This is a genomic window from Methylocaldum marinum (assembly GCF_003584645.1).
Classification (GTDB): Bacteria; Pseudomonadota; Gammaproteobacteria; order Methylococcales; family Methylococcaceae; genus Methylocaldum; species Methylocaldum marinum.
Window position 1 is genome coordinate 4,836,292 of record NZ_AP017928.1, and the last position, 23,936, is coordinate 4,860,227.

Annotated in this window: 27 protein-coding genes and 1 pseudogene; 9 read left to right on the plus strand and 19 right to left on the minus strand. The window is 59.3% G+C overall.

Annotation, left to right across the window (positions count from 1 at the left end):
* Window positions 1-38: 38 nt before the first annotated feature.
* The 6 genes from sS8_RS28320 to sS8_RS21635 form a co-directional block, all read right to left on the minus strand.
* Window positions 39-194 (minus strand): hypothetical protein, encoded by a 156-nt coding sequence (locus tag sS8_RS28320; protein ID WP_170161205.1) that lies wholly within the window; start codon window positions 192-194, stop codon window positions 39-41.
* Window positions 195-581: 387 nt separating this feature from the next.
* The gene (locus sS8_RS21620) at window positions 582-1,031 is read right to left on the minus strand and encodes a hypothetical protein (protein ID WP_119631575.1); all 450 of its coding nucleotides are present in this window, start codon (window positions 1,029-1,031) and stop codon (window positions 582-584) included.
* 186 nt (window positions 1,032-1,217) lie between these two features.
* Window positions 1,218-2,177, minus strand: a complete 960-nt coding sequence (locus sS8_RS21625; protein WP_119631576.1) for an MGDG synthase family glycosyltransferase — start codon at window positions 2,175-2,177, stop codon at window positions 1,218-1,220.
* Window positions 2,178-2,508: 331 nt separating this feature from the next.
* Complete coding sequence (gene ygiD, locus sS8_RS21630; RefSeq protein WP_119631577.1) at window positions 2,509-3,309, minus strand: 4,5-DOPA-extradiol-dioxygenase; 801 nt, start codon at window positions 3,307-3,309, stop codon at window positions 2,509-2,511.
* A 257-nt stretch (window positions 3,310-3,566) separates the two neighbouring features.
* On the minus strand, window positions 3,567-3,740 hold the full coding sequence (locus sS8_RS28325) for a hypothetical protein (protein ID WP_170161206.1): 174 nt from the start codon (window positions 3,738-3,740) through the stop codon (window positions 3,567-3,569).
* A 458-nt stretch (window positions 3,741-4,198) separates the two neighbouring features.
* On the minus strand, window positions 4,199-4,660 hold the full coding sequence (locus sS8_RS21635; protein ID WP_119631578.1) for a VanZ family protein: 462 nt from the start codon (window positions 4,658-4,660) through the stop codon (window positions 4,199-4,201).
* 482 nt (window positions 4,661-5,142) lie between these two features.
* Here sS8_RS21635 and sS8_RS21640 point away from each other — a divergent pair, with 482 nt between their 5' ends.
* Entirely contained in the window at window positions 5,143-5,652 is a 510-nt protein-coding gene (locus sS8_RS21640; protein ID WP_119631579.1) for a DUF2380 domain-containing protein, read from the plus strand.
* A 132-nt stretch (window positions 5,653-5,784) separates the two neighbouring features.
* Here sS8_RS21640 and sS8_RS21645 read toward each other — a convergent pair whose 3' ends face one another.
* Window positions 5,785-7,281, minus strand: a complete 1,497-nt coding sequence (locus tag sS8_RS21645) for an ABC transporter permease/substrate-binding protein (protein ID WP_119631580.1) — start codon at window positions 7,279-7,281, stop codon at window positions 5,785-5,787.
* On the minus strand, window positions 7,278-8,123 hold the full coding sequence (locus sS8_RS21650) for an ATP-binding cassette domain-containing protein (RefSeq protein ID WP_197716602.1): 846 nt from the start codon (window positions 8,121-8,123) through the stop codon (window positions 7,278-7,280). Before sS8_RS21650 ends, sS8_RS21645 begins: the two co-directional genes overlap by 4 nt.
* Window positions 8,124-8,273: 150 nt before the next feature.
* Between sS8_RS21650 and sS8_RS21655 the strand changes: the two genes are divergently transcribed.
* The 3 genes from sS8_RS21655 (at window position 8,274) to sS8_RS28330 (ending at window position 10,302) form a co-directional block, all read left to right on the plus strand.
* Window positions 8,274-8,810: an RNA polymerase sigma factor gene (locus sS8_RS21655; RefSeq protein ID WP_119632945.1), complete on the plus strand. Its 537-nt coding sequence runs from the start codon at window positions 8,274-8,276 to the stop codon at window positions 8,808-8,810.
* Window positions 8,811-8,901: 91 nt separating this feature from the next.
* Entirely contained in the window at window positions 8,902-9,846 is a 945-nt protein-coding gene (locus sS8_RS21660; protein ID WP_232020673.1) for a FecR family protein, read from the plus strand.
* A 282-nt stretch (window positions 9,847-10,128) separates the two neighbouring features.
* Window positions 10,129-10,302: a hypothetical protein gene (locus sS8_RS28330; RefSeq protein WP_170161207.1), complete on the plus strand. Its 174-nt coding sequence runs from the start codon at window positions 10,129-10,131 to the stop codon at window positions 10,300-10,302.
* 158 nt (window positions 10,303-10,460) lie between these two features.
* Here sS8_RS28330 and sS8_RS21665 read toward each other — a convergent pair whose 3' ends face one another.
* Complete coding sequence (locus sS8_RS21665; protein WP_145986641.1) at window positions 10,461-10,937, minus strand: hypothetical protein; 477 nt, start codon at window positions 10,935-10,937, stop codon at window positions 10,461-10,463.
* Window positions 10,934-11,515, minus strand: a complete 582-nt coding sequence (locus tag sS8_RS21670; protein ID WP_145986642.1) for a hypothetical protein — start codon at window positions 11,513-11,515, stop codon at window positions 10,934-10,936. Before sS8_RS21670 ends, sS8_RS21665 begins: the two co-directional genes overlap by 4 nt.
* Before the next feature lie 503 nt (window positions 11,516-12,018).
* Between sS8_RS21670 and sS8_RS21675 the strand changes: the two genes are divergently transcribed.
* A complete protein-coding gene (locus sS8_RS21675; RefSeq protein WP_119631584.1) occupies window positions 12,019-14,463 on the plus strand; it encodes a TonB-dependent siderophore receptor in 2,445 nt (814 codons plus the stop codon).
* A 538-nt stretch (window positions 14,464-15,001) separates the two neighbouring features.
* Here the strand turns inward: sS8_RS21675 and sS8_RS21680 are convergent.
* On the minus strand, window positions 15,002-15,382 hold the full coding sequence (locus tag sS8_RS21680; protein ID WP_119631585.1) for an ATP-binding cassette domain-containing protein: 381 nt from the start codon (window positions 15,380-15,382) through the stop codon (window positions 15,002-15,004).
* 152 nt (window positions 15,383-15,534) lie between these two features.
* Window positions 15,535-16,515: an AraC-like ligand-binding domain-containing protein gene (locus tag sS8_RS21685; protein WP_119631586.1), complete on the minus strand. Its 981-nt coding sequence runs from the start codon at window positions 16,513-16,515 to the stop codon at window positions 15,535-15,537.
* 178 nt (window positions 16,516-16,693) lie between these two features.
* Here sS8_RS21685 and sS8_RS21690 point away from each other — a divergent pair, with 178 nt between their 5' ends.
* From sS8_RS21690 to sS8_RS27795, 4 genes and pseudogenes are all read left to right on the plus strand, one after another.
* Complete coding sequence (locus sS8_RS21690; protein ID WP_119631587.1) at window positions 16,694-17,140, plus strand: hypothetical protein; 447 nt, start codon at window positions 16,694-16,696, stop codon at window positions 17,138-17,140.
* Window positions 17,141-17,247: 107 nt separating this feature from the next.
* Window positions 17,248-17,511 (plus strand): annotated as a pseudogene (locus sS8_RS21695) (integrase core domain-containing protein); the annotation flags it as partial.
* Window positions 17,512-17,733: 222 nt separating this feature from the next.
* Window positions 17,734-17,967, plus strand: a complete 234-nt coding sequence (locus sS8_RS27790) for a hypothetical protein (protein WP_145986643.1) — start codon at window positions 17,734-17,736, stop codon at window positions 17,965-17,967.
* Between the two features lie 10 nt (window positions 17,968-17,977).
* Window positions 17,978-18,466, plus strand: coding sequence for a hypothetical protein (locus sS8_RS27795; protein WP_145986644.1), 489 nt, complete (start codon window positions 17,978-17,980; stop codon window positions 18,464-18,466).
* A gap of 68 nt (window positions 18,467-18,534) precedes the next feature.
* Here sS8_RS27795 and sS8_RS21700 read toward each other — a convergent pair whose 3' ends face one another.
* The 7 genes from sS8_RS21700 to sS8_RS21730 form a co-directional block, all read right to left on the minus strand.
* The gene (locus tag sS8_RS21700; protein WP_119631589.1) at window positions 18,535-19,059 is read right to left on the minus strand and encodes a DinB family protein; all 525 of its coding nucleotides are present in this window, start codon (window positions 19,057-19,059) and stop codon (window positions 18,535-18,537) included.
* A gap of 65 nt (window positions 19,060-19,124) precedes the next feature.
* Window positions 19,125-20,054, minus strand: a complete 930-nt coding sequence (locus sS8_RS21705; RefSeq protein WP_119631590.1) for an EamA family transporter — start codon at window positions 20,052-20,054, stop codon at window positions 19,125-19,127.
* A complete protein-coding gene (locus sS8_RS21710) occupies window positions 20,051-21,211 on the minus strand; it encodes an aminotransferase-like domain-containing protein (RefSeq protein WP_119631591.1) in 1,161 nt (386 codons plus the stop codon). The genes sS8_RS21705 and sS8_RS21710 overlap by 4 nt, the downstream gene beginning before the upstream one ends.
* Entirely contained in the window at window positions 21,208-22,017 is an 810-nt protein-coding gene (locus sS8_RS21715) for a PhzF family phenazine biosynthesis protein (protein WP_119631592.1), read from the minus strand. Before sS8_RS21715 ends, sS8_RS21710 begins: the two co-directional genes overlap by 4 nt.
* Window positions 22,018-22,296: 279 nt before the next feature.
* Window positions 22,297-22,827, minus strand: coding sequence for a glutathione S-transferase family protein (locus sS8_RS21720; protein WP_232020387.1), 531 nt, complete (start codon window positions 22,825-22,827; stop codon window positions 22,297-22,299).
* Between the two features lie 57 nt (window positions 22,828-22,884).
* A complete protein-coding gene (locus sS8_RS21725; protein ID WP_119628027.1) occupies window positions 22,885-23,298 on the minus strand; it encodes a transposase family protein in 414 nt (137 codons plus the stop codon).
* Window positions 23,295-23,771: a helix-turn-helix domain-containing protein gene (locus sS8_RS21730; RefSeq protein WP_119631593.1), complete on the minus strand. Its 477-nt coding sequence runs from the start codon at window positions 23,769-23,771 to the stop codon at window positions 23,295-23,297. The genes sS8_RS21725 and sS8_RS21730 overlap by 4 nt, the downstream gene beginning before the upstream one ends.
* Window positions 23,772-23,936 lie beyond the last annotated feature (165 nt).

A 23,936-nucleotide genomic window follows, 5' to 3' on the forward strand; every position in this document is an offset into this window, starting at 1 on the left:
ACAAGAGCGTGAGGGAGTCGGCTCGTGTGCCCGCCCGGTCAAAAAATTAGAGCCGGGTTTTCATCAAAATTCAGGGTTTTTCGAGGTGCCCCCATGTGCATCGCGCTGCCTTCTGGCCAGTCCTCGGGGCGGTGATTGTCTGCGAGCGCAGTGGCTGGAATCGCGAGCAGTGCAATAGAAAGATGCCGAATCATGCAGACCTCCTAGTGCCTAAGCGCCAGAGTTCACCGGGCCAATAGAGTGCGACGGAATTGCCGTTCGGTGCAGCGCAGGGTTGGGCGTTTTGGGTTTCGCTTCGCTCCACCCATCCGGCGTCGGCTTCAGCGAACGGAGTTGAAAACGGTTTCGTTTCTGTTATCACGCTGGAATCCGTTTTTGATGGTGTTAGAGAACCTGTGTGCCGTTAGCCCCGCTCACGATGGAGATTACCGAACAAGGCGCACCCGGTTCCCAGTGACTTGGTGTTCGTCGGCTTTCCGGAACCGAATCTCGATAGTTGAAGGTTTTTACATCGATTACTTCGTTCAGCCGGAACTGTTCGTCTTCCGAAGGTGAAGGATTCGGAACGATCCGCATGGGCATCACGTTGGCGAGGCAATGGGTCGCGAATCCCCGATTGTTCCACGCAACCCACTTACCCCTAGATAAGAGGCCGAGATTCGGAAATCAATGCTCTTTGCCGGCTCCGCTCGGAGAGCCGCGGCGACTTCGACTTTTCGTTTTGAGGCAATCCACCCGGGCGAGTCACCGTAGTTGGTCTGGAAGTGTTCATTGTACTTGAACTGCGAGAAAAGCAGAGAAGTAGGCATTGCACTGCCGCCGTACAGTGCTCCGTTCTTCATGATGGACCGGGTCTCGTTGCCGATGTCCTCATTCTTCAGCAGGACGAGTTCTCGGCCTCTGATCCGGCGTTTGATTTCGTCGAGCCATGCTTGCCGATAGATTTCGGAAATCTGGTACCAGGCGTTAGGCGAGCCCGTCTTGAACAGACACTCCATCAAGTCCTTACCCAGTGCGTTGTAGATGGCCATGTCTTGCGCCGAAACGCCGGACTAATTCTTTGCGGTCTTCAACGTGTTTGCAAAGTTGAATACGGCTTCATCACTATATTTATACTCAATCTCCGGCATGGGGCTCCTCTTGTTAGGGTTTGTTGGTATATGAATTGTGTCCACATGGGGAGGTGGTCGGCTCGATGTACGGGTTAGAGCGCATCATCAGTACCACGTGGAAATAGAGTACCGAGCCGTACCTACCATGGCCGTGTATTCGAGAACAAAGTACTTCGGTCTACGTAGTATCCTGCTAACGTAGGACGCGGTATGCGAAAAGAACTCTCTCTGCATCGGCTGGGAAGCAGGCATACACGTCTTACCGGATTGACAACCGCAGATCACGATCATATTCAAGGGGGCTTCCGACGCGTCGAGCCGCCGCGCGATATCGACCATGTACTTCGAGCCCTGCCCGCCGAAGAAAACGAGGACTGTCGGAAGATCTCTTCGCAATTCCAATTCTTCGAGAGCATTCGCCGAATCGGTATCGGTGGGTGCGAAAAAAGACGGGTGAACCGGCATACCCCGGAGCGGAAAGACATGAGATTCCGGCACGCCGCTTTGCAAGGCTTGCTGCACGAGCCGATCGGTGCCGCACAAGTAGTAGGACATCAAGGCCGGATCGAACCAGTACCGGCGGTAAAACTCTTCGAAATCGACCGGAATCGTCACGCAGCGCACTTCCGGGCTACTCTCGCGGGCGGCGGCGAAAATGATTCCGTTGCAAAGAGGAATCGTCGAGATCACGACATGCGGCGCTGCGTGTTTCCAAAACGCGGCAAGGCGTGGGGCCGCCGGCTGCATCAAGGTCATCAATCCCCTTCCGAGCGCGATGTACTGCCGCAAACCGATCATCGTTTCCCATTGGAGACCCGTGTTGTAAAGCGTAATGCCCGCTCGAGTGAGCCAATCCAACAAAGGAAAATGGGAAAAAATCAGGTCGGTGTTGACCGTCCGAACATCGGCTTCGGGAAGAGAGCGTTGCAGTTCGGCCTGTAGAGCCATGGCTACGCCCTTGTGGGCGCCCCCGCCGTCGAAATAAACGATGTCGACTTTTTTGCCTTCGCCATCCTCGGTAACAGGCCTCTCGTGAACCGATGAAATCTCAAAGGTTTTCGTCATGAGGCACCTTCCGTGTACCGCGATCACTCTTCGATTTTGTACAGCCGCCCGGTACGTCCTGGCCTTTTCTCTCGGTATGCGTTTTCTTGCGCAATTCCGCGTTTCATGAGCGAGCGTCCGTGCACCATCTGTAAGACGATCACGCTAGCGTTTTGCAGCACTATGTGTCGTTTTCTGTGAATTAGGACCTCATGCGGAAGGGTTTGTTTGCGAGACCGGACCGTCGAGATTCGCCCGAGAAACCGGCTTACGATGCGATAAGTTTCGTTGACGCTCCATCCATCCCGCCGTGCCGACGCCTTTCGTGTTCGCCGATTCACCCGATTGCTTGTCAGGAAAAGGCAAACGCCAGCATGCTGATCGAACCCAGCTCTATACCTTCGGTAATGAATCGGAGGTCGTCTCCAGGCTGGCTCGCGCCCAGGACGTACAACAGCGGCGAGTAATGATCCGGCGTCGGCACGGCGAGTAGAGCCCGAGGGTCGAGCCGCTCATAGTCGATCAATGACGTATGGTCCCCATTGACAAGACATTCGCGCACGCGTTCGTCGAAACGCAACGCCCAGTCATAGGGCGGCGCGTCATCGTACCAGTTCACCGTCCGCAGATTGTGTACGGTGTTGCCGCTGCCCATGATCAGCACGCCTTCGTCGCGCAATGCCGCCAATTTCCGGCCAAGCTGAAAGTGAAACAGGGGCGGCTTGGTCCCATCGATGCTCAACTGCACGACGGGAATTTCGGCCCGCGGGAAGACATGCGCAAGCACCGACCAGACGCCATGATCCAGCCCCCGGTTCCGGTCCAGCGTGACGGCGAGCGGCGACAACAATTCCGCTATGCGCTGTGCCAGTTCGGGAGAGCCCGGCGCGGCGTATTCTACTTCGTACAAGGTCTGCGGAAAGCCGCCGAAATCGTGAATCGTGTGCGGCGCGGCCGTCGCGGTGACGGCGGTGCCGTAGATATACCAGTGCGCCGAAATGCAGAGTACGGCTGACGGCGGGTGTTGCAGTGTCTGCCTTCCGAATGATGCCCAGGCATCGGTATGCCGATTGTGCTTCAGCGTGTTCATCGGGCTGCCGTGACCAAAAAATACAGCGGGTTGTGGATAGGTGGTCGCGGTTACAGAGTTCATGAGCAGACTCCCGGGAAACTTGGCGGTGGGTCAGTGTACGGTATTTTCGCGTCTTCGTTAGACCAATCCATCGGAACAGAAGATTCGATGGACTTGATCGCCCATGGGCGATGAAAAACCCCATTGGGCAGGGTTGTGGTCGATGTTGGATAGGGCGCTATCGGCTCTGCGAACGGCGAGGGCAGTTGACCTGCGGAAACTCGCGTCGGGGCGTGTTACGGCTAGGTATTGCGCCTCAACGCGGGGGCGTTGATTACTTAACCCGAGTTGCCACCTAAGCGAGCCTGGGCGATGAATCCGAGGGCGCAGGCGATGACGAGGCACGCCAACGTCAATTCAAAGCCCCGCGCCGTGACGGAATGGATGTGTTGAGGCAGCAGGCGCTCGATCAGGCTGCCCGTGGTCTCGACGGCCTTGCGTGCCTTGGCCATCCGTCAGGGCAGGTTCCAGGGGACGGCTGGAGTTCACCTGGCGCAAGGCGATCAGGAATAGGCGCGCCTTCCTGGGCAGATCTTCGTAGACGTGGTCGTTGTCGGCAGGGATTGCTCGCCCCTTCTCTGAGGCTCGTCCTTCGGACGAGCCTGCGGCTGTCCAAAACCGTTCCCGACGGTTTTGTGCCGGACCAATCCGCCGGGAGCGGATTGGCACTGGCCCGACAAAACGGCAGGATTGCCATTTTGCGCGGCGAAGCCTCCCGAAGGGGAGCGGACAGGAGTCAGCTCCGAGTGGTGCCGGGCAGGACAGCCCAGCGTGAATTCAGACGCCAAGGACGGCATGGGGCGGACCACATCCTTGTGGCCTAGATGCCGGCATGACGACCTAACTTAACGCATTTGGGTAGGCCCGAGCGTAGCCCCAGCGAAGTCGAAAGGCGTAACCCGCCTTTATACTAACGAAACCGTATGGCGCCGATTCTCGCATCGACGGCCGACAGCAGCCTTCCGAGCGGGGTGCGGACCAATGCGAGGCCGAGTCCGACGCCGATGCTGTTGGCGAGGATATCGGCGGCGTCGAATGTGCGGTGACCGCTGACTCCCTGAAGAAATTCGAGTCCGATGCCGAGGCAAAGGAAAAACGCCGGCCAGCGCCAATGAGGCTGAAACGCTTGGCCGAACCAATACATCAGCGAGCCGTAGGCCAGCGCGTGCTGGGCCTTGTCCCAGGTGAGCAATGGGGTCGGCGGTTCGAATCGGTCCGGCGTCAGGCTCAGCCAGACCACGGTGGCGACCATCAGCCAGCCTATGCCTTGCCAGATGCGGGCCAGGCGTAAAGGCGGGCGTGCCGAGCCGCTTTTTGCGAACCCGGGAGCGAGGTGTCCTATCGTTTTCCGAAATCCTGTTTCGATGCGCATGAAACCTTCCAGTTGTTAAACCGGGGATTGTAGCAATTTGCGGAGCGGAACTTATTCATCATGCCCATAAATCGCCCCCCCGGCATTTCCGGACGCCGCCCCGCCCAGGATTAGCCCGGTTTCTATTTATGGGCGTGATCAATAATTTTAGAGTGTTTTCATTTCGCTCGTATGGCATTACAGGCTTGGCGGAAACCGGCGGCGCCGTCGGCCAGGGTAAACTGACCCAAGAATTCGGTCAGCAACGGATTGCCGACCGTGCTGCTGTCGGTCGCGAATCCCTTTGCGGCACTGAGCCATTGCCCGTGTTGTCAAAGACGTGTCGGCCGCATACCCAAGCCGGCCGTAGCTACTCCGCGCTCGGGTTTTCCGCTTCAACCGGCGGATAAAGCAACGGACTCGAGACGTGGCGTGTGATAAAACCGATTGACGTGGCCGGCGATCAGCCGCATTGATCGGAATTTGCCTTTGGAGAATCGTTAATGTCTATCTTGACCAAGATAATTTCAATCATCGCGCTCGCGATCCTTGTTTCCCTTCCGGTAAGCGCAAGTTCCAGTATTTCGGTTCTTGATTTCGAGTTGAACGATGTCACCTCGAATCCGGGTGGTGCCGAAGAAGCCGAAAGAACGGCCTCTTTGCAAGGGTTGCTGAAGGAAAGCCTGGGGGCCAAAGGGTATCGGATGGTTGCGACGGACCCGACGGCTCAAGCCGCTGCCACCAAGGGATTCGGATATCTTTGGAATCATTCGGACGAAGCAGCGGCGGTCGGGAAGAATAGCGGATCCGAATTTGTCGTCGTCGGGCGCGTGCACAAGCCGAGTTTCCTGTTCGTCTATTTCATGGCGCATTTGGTCGATACCAAGACCGGCAATGTCGTCGGCGACTTCATCGTCGAGGTCAAGGGCCAACAGCAGAACTTCACCGCCAAGGGCATCGAAAGTCTGGCTCGGCAAATCGATACGAGACTCCAGGCGATTACCGGTTCGTGAGACTCGGTGCGGGCCCTGCGCGTTCGCTCGATGTCCGGCGTGTCGACTCGCCCGCGGCATGAGGCATGTCGGCGGATCAGAAATATCGGGGAATTTTCGCCGGAACTTGTCCGAGTTCCCGAAGCTTCCCCGTCACTGCCGCATTCCCTTGGGCATCAGCCTTTGTTCGGCGAATTCGAAAACGCTCTCGATCAATAGCGCAAGCAGGGCGGCAGGGACAGCCCCTTGGAGGATCAATCCCGTATCGTCGAGGCGAATGCCGGTGAGGATCGGCTGCCCATATCCTCCCGCACCGATCAGCGCGCCGAGGGTCGCCATGCCGACGTTGATCACGGCGGCGGTCTTGATCCCGGCGATGATGGTGGGCAAGGCCAGGGGCAGTTCCACCAGCCGCAGGCGGGCGAAGGGGGGGAGGCCGAGCGCGTCGGCCGATTCCAAAAGCGAAGCCGGAATGGTCTGCAGCCCCGTGCAGGTGTTGCGCACGATCGGAAGGAGGCTGTACAGGAACAGGGCGGCAATGGCCGGCCGGGCGCCGATGCCCAGCAGGGGGATCATGAACACCAGCAGCGCCAGCGACGGTATGGTCTGGAGGATTCCGGCGGCGCCCAGTACCAGTCTCCCCGTGCGCGGCCTGCGCGCGCACAGAATGCCCAGTGGCATCGCCACGAGAATGGCGGCGGCCAGGGATATCGCGACCAGCGAAAGATGTTCGAGCGTGTGGCGCCATATGCCCCCGGCCAGGCTTTCCGCTCCGGTATCGGACGCGATACCGAGCCGCTTTCGCAGAAACCCGGCAGCCACCTCGCGTTCCGGCACCTTGCCGAGCTTGGCCTCCGTGTTCATCTCGATCATGGCCTGCTCAGAGATCCGGCCTTCGAGTCGCCGGAGTGCCGCGAGAGCCGCCGGCAAGCGTTCGGCGAGGTCGGCCCGGTACAGAAAAACGGCGCGATAATCGGGAAAATAGCCTTGGTCGTCCTCAAGCACCCGGAGCGAGTAATAGTCGACCTCCGCATCGGTGGTATAGAGGTCGGTCACATCCAGGCGCCCGCTGGCCAGCCCGCGATAGGCGAGGCCATGATCCAGACCCGCCACTTCCTGTTGGGGCAGGCGGTAGGCTTGCCTGAGTCCGGGCCATCCGTCCGCCCTGGCCATGAACTCGTTGCTGAAGCCGAATTTAAGCTCGGGATGGGGGCGCAGATCGGAAATCTTGGAGATTCCCAATCGATCCGCGCGAGCGGCCGTCATGCCCAGCGCATAGGTGTTGTTGAATCCGAGCGGTTCGGTCATCCGCACACCCTGCTCCGACAGAACCCGGCGCAGCGTCTCCGGGTCGCGCTTCCCGTGTAGCCGGCCGCCCAGAATCTCCTCGATCAGGGTGCCCGTATATTCCGGATAGAGGTCGATCTCACCGGCTATCAGCGCCTGCCACAGGAACCGCGTTCCGCCCAGCTGTTTTCGATATTGCACCTCGATCGCCGCGCTTTTAAGGAGCTGGGTCGCAATTTCGCCCACGATCACCGATTCCGTGAATTCCTTGGAACCGACGACTACGTCCGCTGCTTTCCCGGCTTCCGGCGCCGCGCCGAAACCCAGCCACAAGCTCAACAGCAGCGTCAGCCGATGGATCATGCCGGTGGCAGTACCTGGCTGCCGGCCAAACCGCGCTGCGCCCGGACGAAGCGCGCGACGTATTCGGTGGCGGGGTTCTCGATCAAGGCCGCCATCGTTCCCCGCTGAGCGATGGCGCCGTCGTGCAGGAGCACGATTTCGTCGGCGAAATACCCGGCTTCGTTCAGATCGTGGGTCACCATCAGAACGGTTTTCCCCAGGGTGCTGAAAAGCATCTTGAGGTCGGTCTGGAGTTCGTAGCGGATGAGGGGGTCGAGGGCACCCAGCGGCTCGTCCAGCAGCAGGATCTCGGGGTCCAGCATCAGCGCCCGCATCAGGGCCACCCGTTGCCGCTCGCCGCCGGAAAGCCGGGTCGGATAACTGTCGAGCTTCTCGGCGGGGAGGCGGACCAGGCCAGCGAGTTCGGATACCCGCGAATCGATCCGGGCGAACGGCCAGCCCAGCCGCCGCGGCATCAGGGCTACGTTGCCGCGGGCGGTCAAGTGCGGAAACAGCCCTCCTTCCTGGATGACGTAGCCCATTCGGCGGCGCAGCGCCAGGACCGTAGCTGCGGTAACCGGCATGCCCATCAGCTCGACGGTGCCGCGGTCCGGCCGGACCAGGCCGTTGGCCAGCCGGATCAGCGTGGATTTGCCGCAGCCGCTCGCTCCGATGATTACCGTCACCTGCCCCTTCGGAATCGAAAGATCGATCTCGCGCAGCACGGGAACGCCCTCATAGCTTTTGCTGACTCGTGACAGTTTGAGCATGGAGGGATCATACCGGCAAACGGTGCGCTCCCGGAATGCCTTACCGAGCCGGCGCGCGCAATACCCGCGTGCGCCAACGGCGAGATCGCGCATTCGATTCCGGTCGAACTGCGGGATATGCCGCGGCCGTTTGCGGCATTTGGGGTTGTTCGGCCGTCCAAAGGCCGGTCTGCGGGCGTTCCGTTCCTGGCGCAATGTTTGCTTTTCGGCAATGACACGCCATCTTTACAGATTCAGCCGGCCATGACCCGCGATTGCGGCGCAAGCTTCACCTATCAGGAACTGATCGATTTTTTCAAGGGTCGACACGAGCAGTTGCAGAAATTCCTGTTGTGGCAGGTGAAATGCCGGGAGACGGCGGCGGAACTCGCCCAGGAAACTTATGTTCGCTTCTTACGCCACAGCGACAAGCAGTCGGTTGCGAATCTCAACGCGTTTCTGTTCACCATTGCCGCCAATCTGGCGAGGGATCACCTGCGGTCCGCAAGCCATGGCCGGGCGATGCAGTCCGAACCGCTGGACGACGAACTGCCGGACCCGACTCCATCGGTAGAGGACGTGGTGGAAAGCCAATGCCTGGAGGAACGCTTGGAATGCGCCATCGACAGCCTGCCCGAACGGACGCGGGAGGTCTTCTTGCTGTACCGCCTGGACGGACTTTCCTACCGGGAAATCGGCGAACGCCTGGACCTCTCCACGCGCACCGTCGAATATCACCTGCGGCAAGCCATGGTGCTGTGCCGGCGCCATTTGACAAAATCCGGCAAGACCGAACAATAGTAGCCGCTTCGCCGGCGCTTTCAGACCACGCGTTTCCAATTCCGGAGGTACAGCCATCGACCACGACACCGCCGAAAACGCGGACGACGCCCTGTTCGAAGAGGCCAGCGCCTGGTTCGCGAGGCTAGGGGCCGACGATGCCGGCGCGGGCGACCGGGAGCGCTTCGACCGCTGGCTGGCGGCGAGCCCCAGGCATTCCGCGACGTGGCGCGAAGTGCAGGATCTGTTCGCCGCACTGGAGGAGCCCGCCAGATCGATCCGTGCGCGGAAATCGACGCACGAGGCCGACGCGACAGCACCGACGCCCGCTCCGCGCCGCCGCGTCGGCTACGCGCAGGCGGCGGCCTTCGCGGTTTTCGCCTTCATCCTCGTGGCATTATGGCCGGCAGACTGGATCGAGAACCTGCGCAGCGATTTCCACACCGCCGCCGGCCTCCAGCAAAGCATAACCCTCGCCGACGGCTCGCAGCTGCTGCTGAATACCGATACCGCCGTTACCGTCGATATGACCGCCGACGAGCGGCGGGTACGGCTGCTGCGCGGCGAAGCCTTCTTCGAAGTCGTACATGCGCCAAAGCGACCGTTTTGGGTCGAGGCCGCGAATACCAGGGTACGGGTGACCGGCACCGCTTTCAGCGTCGGCCGGACGGACGATCGGGTGACGGTGACCGTGGCCGAGGGGCGTGTCGAAACCAGCGGAGAGGGCTCGGCAGATCCGCCGGTCGTGCTCACGGCGGGGCAATCGGTGTGCTACTTGGGAAACCGTCCGGAGGCGGTCCAAACGGTCGATCTGAACAAAGAACTGGCGTGGCGGAATGGACGGCTGATCTTCGTACAGGCGCCGCTGTCCCGAGTCGTCGAAGAGATCAACCGCTATCGTCCCGGCAGCATCCTCATCGCCAACGCCGCGGCGAGAGACCGTCCCATCACGGCCGTGTTCTCCATCCATCGCCTCGACGACGCCATCGCCGCCCTGGAACAAACCCTCGGCCTGCACGCCAGGCGCTTCACCCCCTACCTGATATTGCTGGGTTAGGCCCGGGTCGATTCTTCTCGCCGGTAGTCGGCAATCCATTGCCCCTTCTCCCCGACGGGGAGAGGGTGGCCGTGGTAGGTCGGCAAGCCTTTGCCGACGAACCCCTTGGCCGAGCTGCCACTTCACCGCACCGACCAATCCGGAACCGCCCTCCGACAAATTCCGTAGGGTGCGGTGAGGAACGAACCGCACCGATGCTCCGCGAACGATGCCTGTCCTGAGCGCAGTCGAAGGGCGGTTCCCTTACGGTCACCCCATCCTACGGGCTGGGGGAGACGAGAAATGCTGGATTTCACCTCAGGTGGAGACGGACGTTGCCTGCGGCAGTGGGGATTGACGGTCCGCAGCGTTATGGAAGGGCGGAAGTGCCGCGGCTTCATCGTTCTGGATGCCGCAGCGCTCCGTCAAGGTTACGGTAACCTGTGTTTCATCCGAGCGACGGGGGGCAGCCCATGAGCGGGAGCCAAGGCGGGTGACACCGACATCGCCGCCTGTCAGCGAAAAGCGATAATCTCGCAGATGATGATGCCGAAAGGAAGAATGGGAGTGGCCGCCGACGCTCACTTTCCGTTCGCCGGTGTCGTGTGCGCCTTCACGCGACCATCAGCACACGTTCAGGGACATGGCGCTTCGGACAGCCAACCGGCGAGCAAGTCCTCGGTCACCTCCGCTGGCGCAGGCGCGAGGCACACGACACTCCGACCGATAATGCCGACTGCGACGAGCGCGCCCTCGCTCGCTCCCCTGAGCTCGACCTTGGGGATGCGAAACGCGATCTTGCCGCCGACTATCGCCTGCCCCGGGTGATCGATCGCCAGGACATCAGCCTGCACGCGTTGCGCATCAGGTAGAGAACCGCCAAGTGACGGGGAGCGGCCCAGTCCGAATAAGCCCCCGCCTTCTTTCTCGATCTTCACGAGCCGTAGTCCCACTCGCTGCTCCAATGGGCGCTCGGCGCGCCACTCCCATCCCAGTTGTACCAACGGATCGGCCATTGCGAAAGTCTCCTCTCTTAGTAGATTCAAGACGGTGAGTGCCAATGCGAACAATGTGACGGCCATGGTTCTGAAGCGTTGCGGGCGAGTGCTCATAGGTCCTCAACCACCATGGCTAGGTTGGTGCCCACTGTCGCGAAGCCGATGTATCCCGAGCAGCTTTCGCAGATATCCGGTCGCTCCCGGACAAGCTGCTTGTAAAGATTATCGGGTGTGTCGAGTCCGGGGATGCCCCCCGCAAGGATGCCTGCATAGCGAAAAGCACCGGAGGCCCGAGTGGAACAGTTCTTTCCTAGAAGGCGGAACGTTCCGGGATCGTCGGTCAGGCGATCCCAATAATCGTCGAAGCGATCTGCTTGTGCTCTGGATACGCGAACGACGAGAGCCGTCGAAACGGCACCATAGCCGCGAGCGAGTGTGGCGTCAACGTAGTAGGGTCGATGCCTCGTGAATCCCTCCATGTCGTAGACCTCGCCGCGAATGCCGATAAACACCGCCGAAATAATGTACCCACTGCCTTCCCCACCTTCACCGAAATATCCCACAGGCGAGCCGTAGGACCGGACACAGTCGGCATGTTGTTCCAGCTTGCCTGGCGAATGTTCAGCAGAGGTCTTGCCTCGGACGATGAGCGCAACCTTGTCGCCGGCAAACACAATGTTTCGTGTAGTCAATTCGCTTCCTTCCCACAGAGCCCATTTCAATCACAAGAGTAAGAGTATCGGACCGAAGATCGCTCGCCGATCGTTGCCAAGCACAACGGCTAAAGGATAGACCTAGAATCCGTGTTCGGCCGGCGGCATTTTCCGCCGTCACGGCCATCTCTGGTAAAGGGAAGCGGCGCCGGGTGTCGGAACAACACTCAGATTTTTACGGTAGTTGGTAGCCCGCATGCAGCGCAGCGGAATGCGGGAAAGCCGAGGCCACATCGTCCCCGGATTTCATTTCGTTTCATCCGGGCTACGTCACCGGCCGACGAGGTCCGCGCCTCACCGTATCCGACAAGCTCGGGACTGGCATGGATCGCCTTATCGATAAGGGCATTTTCCATTTCGGAAGAAATTTTCGGTCTTGGACTAGGGATCGGCGTCCGACTGACGTCCTTCAGGGTTAACGGGCTCCATCAGAAGGCCTGCCAACAAGAACCCTGAACGATCCCTTTGACCGGAACACGGAAATGCAAGAACAACAACATTCCCAGCCAAACATCTCGACCCGAAAAGTCCATCGTACTGCCGTTCATCCGCTATTCCTGGCATTGCTGCTCGCCAACGGCGCGCAGGCGGGCGACGTCGAGCCATCGGCCGGTCCCATGGCCTTCCGCATCGAGCCCCAGTCGCTGGACAGGGCGCTGGTGGAATTCTCCGCCGCCTCCGGTCAGCAGGTGGTGGTCGACGGTAAGCTGAGCACCGGCGTCCATTCCCCTGGCGTCAGCGGCAGTTACACGCCGCGGCAAGCACTCGACAAGCTTCTCGAGGGGACGGGAGTTGCCGCCCGCGTCAACCGGAACGGGACGGTCACCCTCGAGAAAGCCAAGGCGGCGGAACCCCAATCGATGGCGGTCGACCTGCCGAAGGTAACCGTGAGCGACACAGCGGCCTACGACCCGACCGATCCCTACGACCAGAACTACGCCGTCCCCGATTCCTTCGCTGCCACCAAGACCGATACGCCGCTCATGGAGACGCCGGCATCGATCCAGGTGGTGCCGCGGGCCGTGATGGACGATCAACAGGCCATCCGACTGGAGGATGTTGTGAGAAACGTCAGCGGCGTCCAAGTAAAGCGCCAACTCGGCGATCTCTTCGATTCATTCATTATTCGCGGTTTCGATACGCAATTTAGGGTGTATCGAGATGGATTACGGCTTGCGGAGCAGTCTTTCGAAACCGCCAATCTGGATCGTACCGAGGTCCTAAAGGGGCCGGCATCGGCATTATTCGGGCGCATCGAGCCGGGCGGTCTCGTCAATATGGTGACGAAAAAGCCGTTGACCGAACGCTATTATTCGCTGGGCCAGCAGTTCGGCTCATTTGATCTATACCGCACGACCCTCGATGCCACAGGGCCGGTTACTGATAACGGCGACCTGTCGTACCGCCTCAACTTCGTCTATCTAGACAGCGGTTCGTTTCGGGATTTTATCGATCGGGAACGCAAATTCGTAGCGCCCCAGTTGACTTGGAGGCTTACTGAGAATACCGATATCAACTTCGGATACGAGTTCAAAGACGATGCGGTAAAAGGCGATCGCGGAATTCCGGCAATTGGAAATCGGCCCGCCAAAGTCCCCATCAGCCGATTTATCGGCGAGCCGGATTTCTCCCTGAATGAGGCAGAAAGCCATCTCGGACACATTACGTGGACGCACCGATTCAACGACGACTGGCGAGTGCAACAAAAGTTTGTCATAAATTTCGTAGACACCTTCAACAGGAACATCATTCCCGTTTCCCTGCGAGGGGATAATCGGACCATCAACAGAGGACTTTTCAATGGCTCCACCGAACGGGAAACCTATGCGACCGATATCAATCTGAACGGGAAATTCGATGTCTTCGGCACCCGGCATAACGTATTGGTCGGTTTTGATTTTCTTCGTTTTCAGAGCAGCCGCGGCGTAACTTTTCTGGGCAGCGCGGCTTTTATTCCGACACTGGATACGTTTAACCCGGTTTACGGGATAAGAATCCCGGACAATCTTCCCATCAATAACTTCTTTTCCACCAAGCAACAGTGGTTTGGCGTTTATCTCCAGGATCAGATCGATCTGACCCATAACCTTCATTTGCTCTTCAGCGGCCGTTACGACTGGTCCGAAAATGCGAGCGGTCTTTCTTCGACCGGCTCACCGAAATTGGACACCGTTCGAAATAACGAATTCAGTCCCCGCGTCGGGCTCCTGTTTAGCCCGAGGGATTGGTTATCCCTGTATGCCGACTGGACGCATGCCTTGGGTGCCGCCAATGCGGGGCAATCGGCGGACGGCAAGCCGTTTGATCCCGAGTTCGCAGAACAATTTGAGGGTGGGGTGAAACTGGAATTGTTCGATGGACGTTTCAACGCCAATCTGGCGGTTTACGAACTGACCAAGGAAAACATTTTGACCGCTGCACGGATAGATCCTTCAACCGCCACCGGTCCGTCCATTCAAGAGGCTATCGGTAAAGCCCGGAGTCGAGGTATCGAATTCGACTTTGCCGGCCATCTGACCGACGAATTCAGCCTAATCGGTAGCTACGCCTATACCGATACCCGAGTGCTAAATGATAACAATGGGAACGAGGGGCACCGTTTGCCGAATGTGCCGGAGCATGCGGGCAGCCTCTGGGTCAATTATGAGTTGCCTTTTGGATTCAAGTTGGGTACGGGCGTTTATATCTCGGATAAAAGGCAAGGCAATGCGCAAAACGATGTCCAATTACCAGGATATGTCCGCTGGGATGCGATGGCCGCCTATCAATGGAACATCGGCGTTTCAAAAATTACCGCACAAGTGAACGTGAACAACATCCTGGACAAGGAATACTACAAGTTTCTGGATATTGCCGGAAATCCGAGATTCGATATAAACCCGGGCGAGCCACTTTCCGTCATCGGGTCTCTAAAATTGGAATACTAAAGCCCGCGTAGAATTCATAGCCCGCATGTATCGCAGCGGAATGGCGGAAAAGTCCACGCGACCGCGTACCCGGGTTTCGATTCGTTTCATCCGGACTACAGGCGGTGGGTTCGCGGTCGGAGTAGCCTGGATGGAGTGCAAGCAGAATGCGGGGACTCCGGGGCTTCGAGCGTCCGGGATCCCGCTTGCCTCGTATGCGGGCTATGGTTCGGCAAGACCGCGTTTCGGCACGAGAAAGGACCTCAACCTTCCCCTTTACTCGACATTGAAAAATGTAGGGAGCGCTCGAAGTTGTCTTCGTCGCGAATCAAGGGTTTCCAAAACCGCCACTACCAAATTCTGCGGCGACGCTGCGGTTGTCAGGCATCGCTCACGGCCTGTTCGACGCCGCCACAAGCCCGCCATGCCTTGGTGAATATCCTTTAGGACCATTCGTTCACCGCAACCATCGCTTTCTTGGGCGGTTTCGACCGGTTCGCGCTGTTGATGAACACCACCGATCCGATGATGATCGCCGACGCCGACAGGATGCGCGGGGTCAAGGGTTCCTGCGTAAACCGGTTGCCGAGGAACACCGCCACCAAGGGATTGACGTAGGCGTAGGTCGCGACCAGCGGGATGGGCGCGTTTTGTAAAAGCCAGGCGCGGTCAAGTGCGGAAACAGCCCTCCTTCCTGGATGACGTAGCCCATTCGGCGGCGCAGCGCCAGGACCGTAGCTGCGGTAACCGGCATGCCCATCAGCTCGACGGTGCCGCGGTCCGGCCGGACCAGGCCGTTGACCAGCCGGATCAGCGTGGATTTGCCGCAGCCGCTCGCTCCGATGATTACCGTCACTTGCCCCTTCGGAATCGAAAGATCGATCTCGCGCAGCACGGGAACGCCCTCATAGCTTTTGCTGACTCGTGACAGTTTGAGCATACGGGGATCATACCGGCAAACGGCACGATCGGGGATCGATTCCGGTTGGGCTGAGGACTATGCCGCAGCCGGCACTGACTGAAGGATCAGCAGGCTTACCGCATTCCGGATGCCGTGAAGAACGTCAGGGGTGTCCAACAGAGCGTTCGGAACTACCGGCGTCCAGGCCCCAACGCGTGCTGCCGGTATTCCCGCGGCGAGCAGCCGAAGCGCTGCCTGAAAGCCCGGCTGAAATGGGACAGATCGTTGAACCCCCAGCGGAAGGCGATTTCGGACAGGCTGTGGCCGGCGTGCGCCGGGTCGAGGAGGTCCTTGCCGCACTGGTCCAGCCGGCGCCGCCAGACGTGGCGCATCAGGGAGGTTTCCTCGTCCTTGAAGAGATCGTTGATATAGCGGGACGACAGGCCCGTGCCCTTCGCCACCGTGCCGGCATTCAGTCCGGGTTCGGCAAGATGGCGCTCGACGAACGCCTTGACCCGATACAGCGAGTGCGAACGGCTTCGTGAGAGGCTGAAATTTCCCGGACGCACCGAGGTCAGGGCCAGGGTCAGGAGGTCGAGGGCGTGTCCGGCGAGAGCGGAGAACTCGCGGGAATTCATACGGCCCGCCTGCCCGGCGGACGCACGGAGGAACCGGGATGCCACGGCGCCCATGGCTTCGGTTCCGGGAATCCGCAGCGCCGTGCAGTGTTCGATTCCGGCGATTCTTTCCCGCAGCATCCCCCGGGGGATGGAGACGATCAGTTTCGAGAAGCTCCGGGGACAGTGGATGCGATGCGGTCGGGTGGCATCGTAGAGGGTGATGTCCCCGGGCCTCAGAAATACTTCCCGCCCCTGCTGATCCAGGGAGTACCGGCCCGAGAGCAGGACCACCGCGAAATAAGCGTCCTGATCGGCCCGATAAGGCTCGCCCGGCAGCCGTTCGATGCCGATCGCGTTGGAACGGATCACGGAGAGGCGCAGGTCTTGCCACGGATGGATCGTCATCTCGTTGAACAATGCGCCGTCGGCCGGCGGGCCGATTTCCACCCTGACGTACTCCCGGCCGATGACTTCCCGCAGCCAGCCGTGCCTTTCCCGTCTCGGCACATCGGCCGTGGATAGCGTTACGGCCGTACTGTTGGTCGTGTCCATGGATAGAGTCCCCGTCGTTCGCAATGAGCCCGCATGGTAGGCGTGCGGTAAACCGCTGTAAACGGCCGAACCGCCGTTTCAGTCAAGTTTTACTTCCGTTCCGGGCCGGCGAATAAAGGCCGGGGGATTGATACTGTGCAGCGCCGATGGGTAACCGGAAAAGAAGAAGAGAATAGCCATGCATCGAGATTCGGAACTTGCGGGGAACGTGATATTGATCAGGGGCGCCACACTGTGGCTGTTGATGGCCCTGGTGCTAGCCTGGTGCATGGTCGGTCTGGGGTTCGGGGTGCCCGTGCTGCCCACCATTTTCGGGGGCAAGTTCTCCCGCCTCTTGCAGGCGCACCTGGATTTTCTGCTCATGAGCGCCCTGATTTTCGGATTCTATGCCGCCCGTGTGCCGCTGCCCTGGCACGTGCGCTGGGCCATGGTGGTCGGCGCATTCACCAATTCCAGCCTGTTCCTGATGCGGGCGATGTTTCCGGTGCTGGATACGCCCGCGCCGACGGAAGGCTGGTTTCAGGCGGCATTCCGTTCGTATCTGCTGGCTAGCATCGTGCTCACCAGCTACGGTTTCGGCAAGGGGGCGATTATCGTTTTGCGGTCGACTTTCAGAAACGGCTAAAGCCGGCGCGATTCTCATCACGGTTTCGAGCACTTTCATATTTACCGTACGGAAACTTGCGAGCAGGTCGGGAATCCTTTTCCGAGGCAACGGGTTGACCAACCGCCTATTGCGAAAGCCTGTTTCGGACACTCAAATATACCCCTGCTTATCCATCGAAGCCCTTCGAAAGCCTCGATGCCGCGCGGCAATGGGTGCACCGGTTCGTCCAATGGTACAACCATGAACATCGGCACAGCGCCATCCAGTTTGTCACCCCTGCCGAACGCTGGAGTCGGCAGATTCGAAACTGGGACCCTGTGCGAGAGGTCTGGCTCAATCCGGAAAAGCCAGTCACTACGAACACCGTTCTTGTAAAAAATACAGTGTAGAAAACGCGGCAACAATCTTGACAATTACCGTGCTCGGTGAACCTATCGGAAAAAGAAGCCGAATACTTATCAGCAAGCGATAAATGTCTATACTTTCGCTTAAATTGGTGCCCATGTATGGGGTTTTGCTGCTCTCTATCCATCCTACGCGGGCTTGCTCTGACTCGGTTTAGTCGGAGAGAAAAAAGCTGACATCAGGAAAGTCATTAGAGGGGTTAAGAAATGTCTTTCGCCGAACTTATAATTTGCGTCGCACTTGCTAGTGCCTTGGTGACTGTCGCGACACTCATACTAAATAGAAGAAAAATACCGAACATAAAGACAGATGAAGATGTCTTGGAACTGCTAAGCGCAGGGAAACGAATAAAAGCGATAAAAGCATACCGTCAATTGCATAAATCTAGTCTGAAAGTGGCAAAAGCATTTATTGATAGCCATCTCCAAACTGAGAAATGAGGTTAGCCTAATGACCAATAGAACATTTTCTGAGGCGTTTGCGGCAAACATGGAAGCATTGGGTCTTCCAGTTCCGCAGTCATTGTTTGGCACTTTGAATACGACATTAGCGACGGTAGGCGCGATAGCTGGTGGTATAACAATGGTAGGGGCGAGCGCGACCGTGTCGGAGATATTCCTGACAGTTCCAGTCGGTTTGGGGACCGCTGCAACAGCAGCGGCTGTAACTGAAATAGTCGCGGTGGTAGGCGCATGTGCTGCTTCGTTTTACCTAGGAGCTTGTATTGGCTCAGTTCTTATAGCTGCATATGAAACACTAGATTTGCGCGATCTGGCTAAGGTCGCAAACTGGATGGGTGATCTTGCGGCAGACCTCAAAAAGGATGTTTCAGACTTCTTGAGGGAAGTCCACGGAAAACATCCTCAACTGTCACCTACTCGAAAAAGTCATGTACTTGCCTTGAGGATGAAGGGTGCTCCGAATTTTTCAGTCGCATAGAATCGGGGCGACAGCATGTTGCCCAGTTCTGCGCTCCAGCCGGCCCATTGTAGAAGTTCTCCAGCGCTTCATTCCGCCTTGACGGAATCGAGTTCGCAAAGGCTCGGCAGCCAGGGAAGGTCGGTGACGCCGTAGTCGTAGCCGAGCCGGCTCAACAGGGCTGTCAATTGCCCGCGGTGGTGGGTCTGGTGGTTGAAGAGATGCGTCACCAGCAGCCGGAACGGTCGAGTCCGGGTTTTGCCGTCGGAAAGGCTGGTGTAGGTGAAGGGCTGGGCGAGGCGGTCGGGCGAGAGTGTCCGGGTCCAGTCGAGAATCCGGCGGTCCATGGCTTCGCGTTCCCTCCGCAAGCCGTCGAAATCGGAATGAAGCTCTTGGTCCAAGGCAGCGCTCGGCAGGGGCTGCCCTGTAAAACGTCCCATCCAGATGATGTCGGCCAGGAGCAGGTGATTGAGCGTGCCGTGTATCGAGCGGAAAAAGACGCCGAGATCCTTTTTCCGCAGTTCGTCCGGAATCTCGGCGCAGACCCGGTAGAGCTTCTCGTTCATCCAGGCGTTGTATTCGGCTAGGGTTTCGTAATAGCCGTGCTCGTGCATGGGTAGATTGCTCCATTCCGAAGTTTTTGCCGCCCGTATGCAGGGCGGCGGGATATGGGTAAGGACTATTCGTTCGCCGTAACCATCGCTTTCTTGGGCGGTTTCGACCGGTTCGACCGGCCCGCGCTGTTGATGAACACCACCGACCCGACGATGATCGCCGACGCCGCCAAAATCCGCGGGGTCAAGGGTTCCTGCGCGAACCAGTTGCCGAGGAACACCGCCACCAGCGGATTGACGTAGGCATAGGTCGCCACCAGCGGGATGGGCGCGTTTTGTAAAAGCCAGGCGTAGGCGACGAAACCGATCATCGAGCCGAAAGCGATGAGATAGGCCAAGGCGAGCCACGAGTCGGTGGAAACCTGCACAAAGCTGAATCCCTTCAATTCTCCGTTGGCCGCGCTGGCGGCCATCAGGGCGAAGCCGCCGGTCAGCATTTCCGCGCCCGTGGTCATCAAGGCGGACTTCGGCAGGTCGAGGGTCTTGCCGCAGATCGAGCCGATCGCCCATAGAAAACCGGCGATCAGGAGCGCCGTCACGCCGAAGACGTTCAAATGCAGCCCGTCGGAAAATTCCGAAGGCCCGACCAGCAGGTAAATCCCGCTGAAACCGATGGCCAGGCCGGCGATGACGCCAGCGGTCGGTCTGCCGCCGTTCGGCCTGAGCGCGTCGGCGATCACCATGAACATCGGTACCGCGCCGATGATCAGCGCGGCGATGCCCGAAGGGACGGTCTGCTCGGCCCACGAGACCAGCCCGTTACCGCCGAGGAGGAGCAGGGTGCCGACAATGGCCGCCGAGCGCCATTGGCGAAGGGTTGGCGGAGCATCGCCGGCCGCGCGTCGCCAGATCAGAAGGATCGCGCCCGAAACGAGAAAGCGAAGCCCGCCCGACAGAAACGGCGGCAGCGTCTCCACCGCGAAGCGGATCACCAGGTAGGTCGAACCCCAGACGATATAAACCGCCAGCAGCGCAATCCAAATTTTCGTCTTCATTTGGCGAACTCGCCCAAAATTTCCGCGATCAAGGCGACGCCCCGCTCGATGTTTTCCGGCGCCGCATGGCTGAAATTCAAGCGCAAGGCCGAGTAGCGGAGGGCAGGGGCGGGAAAGAACGGATCGCCCGGCATGAACGCGACGTCGCGCGTCAGGGCCGCGTGCAGCGCCGCCAGGGTGTCGCACTCGCGGGTCAGTCGCAGCCAGAAGAATAATCCGCCGGCCGGCGCCCGCCACTCGGCGAGTTCCTCGAAATGGCGTTCCAGGGCGGCCTGCATGGCATCGCGCCGTTCCCCGTAGATTCGGATCATCCGGGCCATGTGTTCGTCGAACCCGGCAGAGCCCAGAAACCGTGCTAGCCAGGCCTGGCCGATCCGGTTGGTGTGCAGGTCGCTGGATTGCTTCAGCCGAACCAGTCCGGAAAAGAGCGACGGCGACGAAGCGAGATAGCCCACCCGCAAACCCGGCGCGGTGATCTTGGAAAAGCTCCCGAGATAAACCCAGGGTGCCCGTTCCAGATAGGTGCAGATCGGGGTCCGGTCGACCGGGCGGTAGACCAGGTCCCGGTACGGGTCGTCTTCGACCAGGGGGATGTCGGTTTCGTCCAGAACTTTGGCTACCGCGCGCCGGATTTCGTCGGTGTAGCAAAACCCGGACGGGTTCTGGAACGTCGGGATGAGGTAGACGAACGCCGGCCGGCGATAAGCTATGGCACGGCGAAGATCGTCCGGGTCGATGCCGTCGGCGGCCAGCGGAAGCCCTTTGAATTCCGCGCCGTACACCCCGAGAGCCTGGATCGTCGCGAGATAGGTGGGCGCTTCCAGTAAAACCTTGGCGCCTTCGTCGACGAACAGTTTGCCGACCAGGTCGATGCCCTGTTGCGAGCCGGACGTCACCAGCACCCGTTCGACGCTGCAATCCATGCCCAGTGTCGACAGGTTTTGCGCGATCAGGCTGCGCAGGGCCGGTTCGCCTTCGCTGGGGCCGTATTGCCGATAATCGTCGGCGAGGCCTTCGAAATCCAGGGGCGGCATCACTTCGGCGGCCGGCAGGCCGCCGGCGAATGAAATCACGCCGGGCCGCTGGGTGATTTGCAGAATATCGCGGATCAGGGAGCTGGTGAGCCGTTCGGCACGGCGGGACAATCGAATCGTCATGGGATCGTTGATTCCTCGGTAAAGAATTGAAGCTGTATTTCGCCTTGCAGGTATTTTACGGCCCGGCCCGAGATGAGAACGCGTTCGCCCCGCAGCTCGCACTCGAGTTCGCCGCCCCGGCTGGACAGTTGTCGCGCGGTGAAGCGGGTTTTCCCGGTACGCTCCGCCCAGTAGGTCGTCAGCAGGCAGTGCGCCGCGCCGGTGACCGGATCTTCCGGTATTCCGACCTTGGGCGCGAACATGCGCGAAACGAAATCGACGGTTCGGCCCGGCGCCGTGACGATGACGCCCATCAGGTCGAGCTCCGCCAACGCCGAAAAATCCGGGCGCATCGAGCGGATTTCCGCTTCGTCGGCAAATAGGCAAAGGTACATGGCATCGCGCCGGACCTCCAGGGGGCTGCGGCCCAGTCCTTTGGCCAAGAGGTCCGGGCAGTCGGAGATCCGTCCGCGACTCGCCGGAAAATCCAGGGTCATGAGCCCGTCTTCCCGGCTCACGCGCAGTTCGCCGCTGCGGCTGTCGAAGCGCACCTCCCGCAAGCTCGGCTCGATTTCCTGGAACACCACGTAAGCCGAGGCCAGTGTCGCATGGCCGCAGAGGTCCACTTCGACCGTGGGCGTGAACCAGCGTAAGCGATAGCGCCCGTTTCCGCCGACCAGGAAAGCGGTCTCGGAAAGATTGTTCTCGGCGGCGATGGATTGCAGAACCGCATCGTCCAGCCAGCGCTCGAGTACGCACACGGCAGCCGGGTTGCCGCCGAACGGGCGAGTGGTGAATGCATCGATCTGAAAAATGGGAATGTGCATGGATTTTTTGCCTTCCTAGAGTGTTTCTTATTGCGGCTTGGCGGTGAGCATCGGAAATGCGTAGGTCGGCAATCCTTTGCCGACAGAACTCCCGCCGACGGGCTGCGTCGGCAAAGGATTGCCGACCGACTTCGCGCTCTATGCCAAACCGAAAAATGTTGGTTTAGTAGGCCGGGAATCCTTTCCCGGCGTAACGGCTCGACCAAGCCACCTTGAGTCGGTGGGTTACGCTCCGCTATGCCACCACAATAAATGTTCATTCAAATGCCGAATGGACTCTCAGAGTCCGGGCATGCCCACGTAACCGGGCAGGGACCGGATGCGCGCGATCCACTGTCCGATGTGGGGATAATCGCCCAAGGGGACGCCGCTTTCCGGAGCCAGCGCGACATACGGATAACAGGCGATGTCCGCGATGGTCGGCCGGTCGGTCGCGAGCCATGGGTTGTTTTCAAGATGGTTTTCCATGACCCCCAGTCCGGATCTTCCCAGCTCCTGGCATTGCGCCGGATCCCAGGGACGATTGAATCTGATCGCCGCGCGCGCGCGTGCAAGCCCGTACAGGATTTCGTTTTCCGACAAGGCCAGCCACTGCATGACCTTGGCCATCGCTTCGGGCTCGCTAGGGAACCAGCGATCGCCGCCGTATTTTCGGGCCAGGTACACCAGAATCGCCATGGAATCCCACACGACGGTGCCGGCATCGTCCAGCACCGGCACCTGGCCGCGCGGATTCAAGGCCAGGAAGACTGCTTGCTTATGTTCCCCTGTCATCAGGTTGACGGGGATGGATTCGTAGCTCAGCTCCAACAATAGACATTATCGGAAACCACCTTTCATAACCGGAACAGAGGAAAAGGCCGGCTATCAATAACTCTGGTTTCGGCAGTAGCGCCTGTAATTGTGCAGGCCGCAGGCCAATTCAATGACGACATCGTCGTAGCCTTCCTTGGTGTTCCTGAACACGTCTTTGACGACGCGGCACCGCTTGATTCCCGAGAGGATGTGTTCGATGATCACGCGGATGCTTGAGCGGAGCCGGTTGGCCTCCTGGTCGTCGGCCGAAAGCCGGCCGTTGCGCGGCCTCTTCTTCGGCTGGTGGACTGTGACATTCGCCAGTTCGTGTCCCTGGAAGCCGCTGTCGCGATACAACTCGACGCCGTCGGGGAACCGGGTCCCTTCTTCGTCGCAGATCTTCTTGTCGTGCTTCTTGCCCTCATGGGTCGAGCCCAAGTACTTGACCTGCCTGTCCTCCAGGCCGCCGACAAGGTTGTTCTTCACGGTGTGGCATTTTTTTTACCGCTGTAGTGGATGCGTTGCCCTAGGTTGTTGACGGGGCGGTTGATGCGCCTTTCCGTTCCGTCTATGCCCAAGTCCTGCCGCGTCTCCTGCTCCAGCCTGGACAGCATCTCCTCGGTGAGCCGGGCGGGCTTGTGCCCGCGGGCGTCAAGTGTCTTGTTGAGCACCCTGCTCAACCGGTGGATCGTGAAGTTGGCCTGGGGTTGGCTCATGCCGAACAGATGCGCGATGACCTCTTGCAGAGGGTAGGTCTTCAGATAGAACAGGATGAACAGCAGCCGATCGGCCATGCTCGCGATAATCGGCGGACGCCCTCCTTTAGTCAGGTTCCTGCCGGTTTCTTCGTCCCCTGTCGCCGCAAAAGAAACCAAGCGTTCCTCAAACTCGGAGGCCTTCAGACTGGTCATGGCCATCAATGTCTTCGGCTTTTGCTTCACGTCTTCGTAGGAAACCATACTCTTGCCCTTAGTTCTCTTAAGTTCTCTTCGTTATTCAATGACAGACTGTCATGCTAGTTTCCGATAATGTCTAATGAACAAAGCAGTCTGATCTTGTAACAGTTGCCCGATAATTCCATGTCATAAAGTTTCATGATCGTTTCCCGTTAGAATTTGATTTTT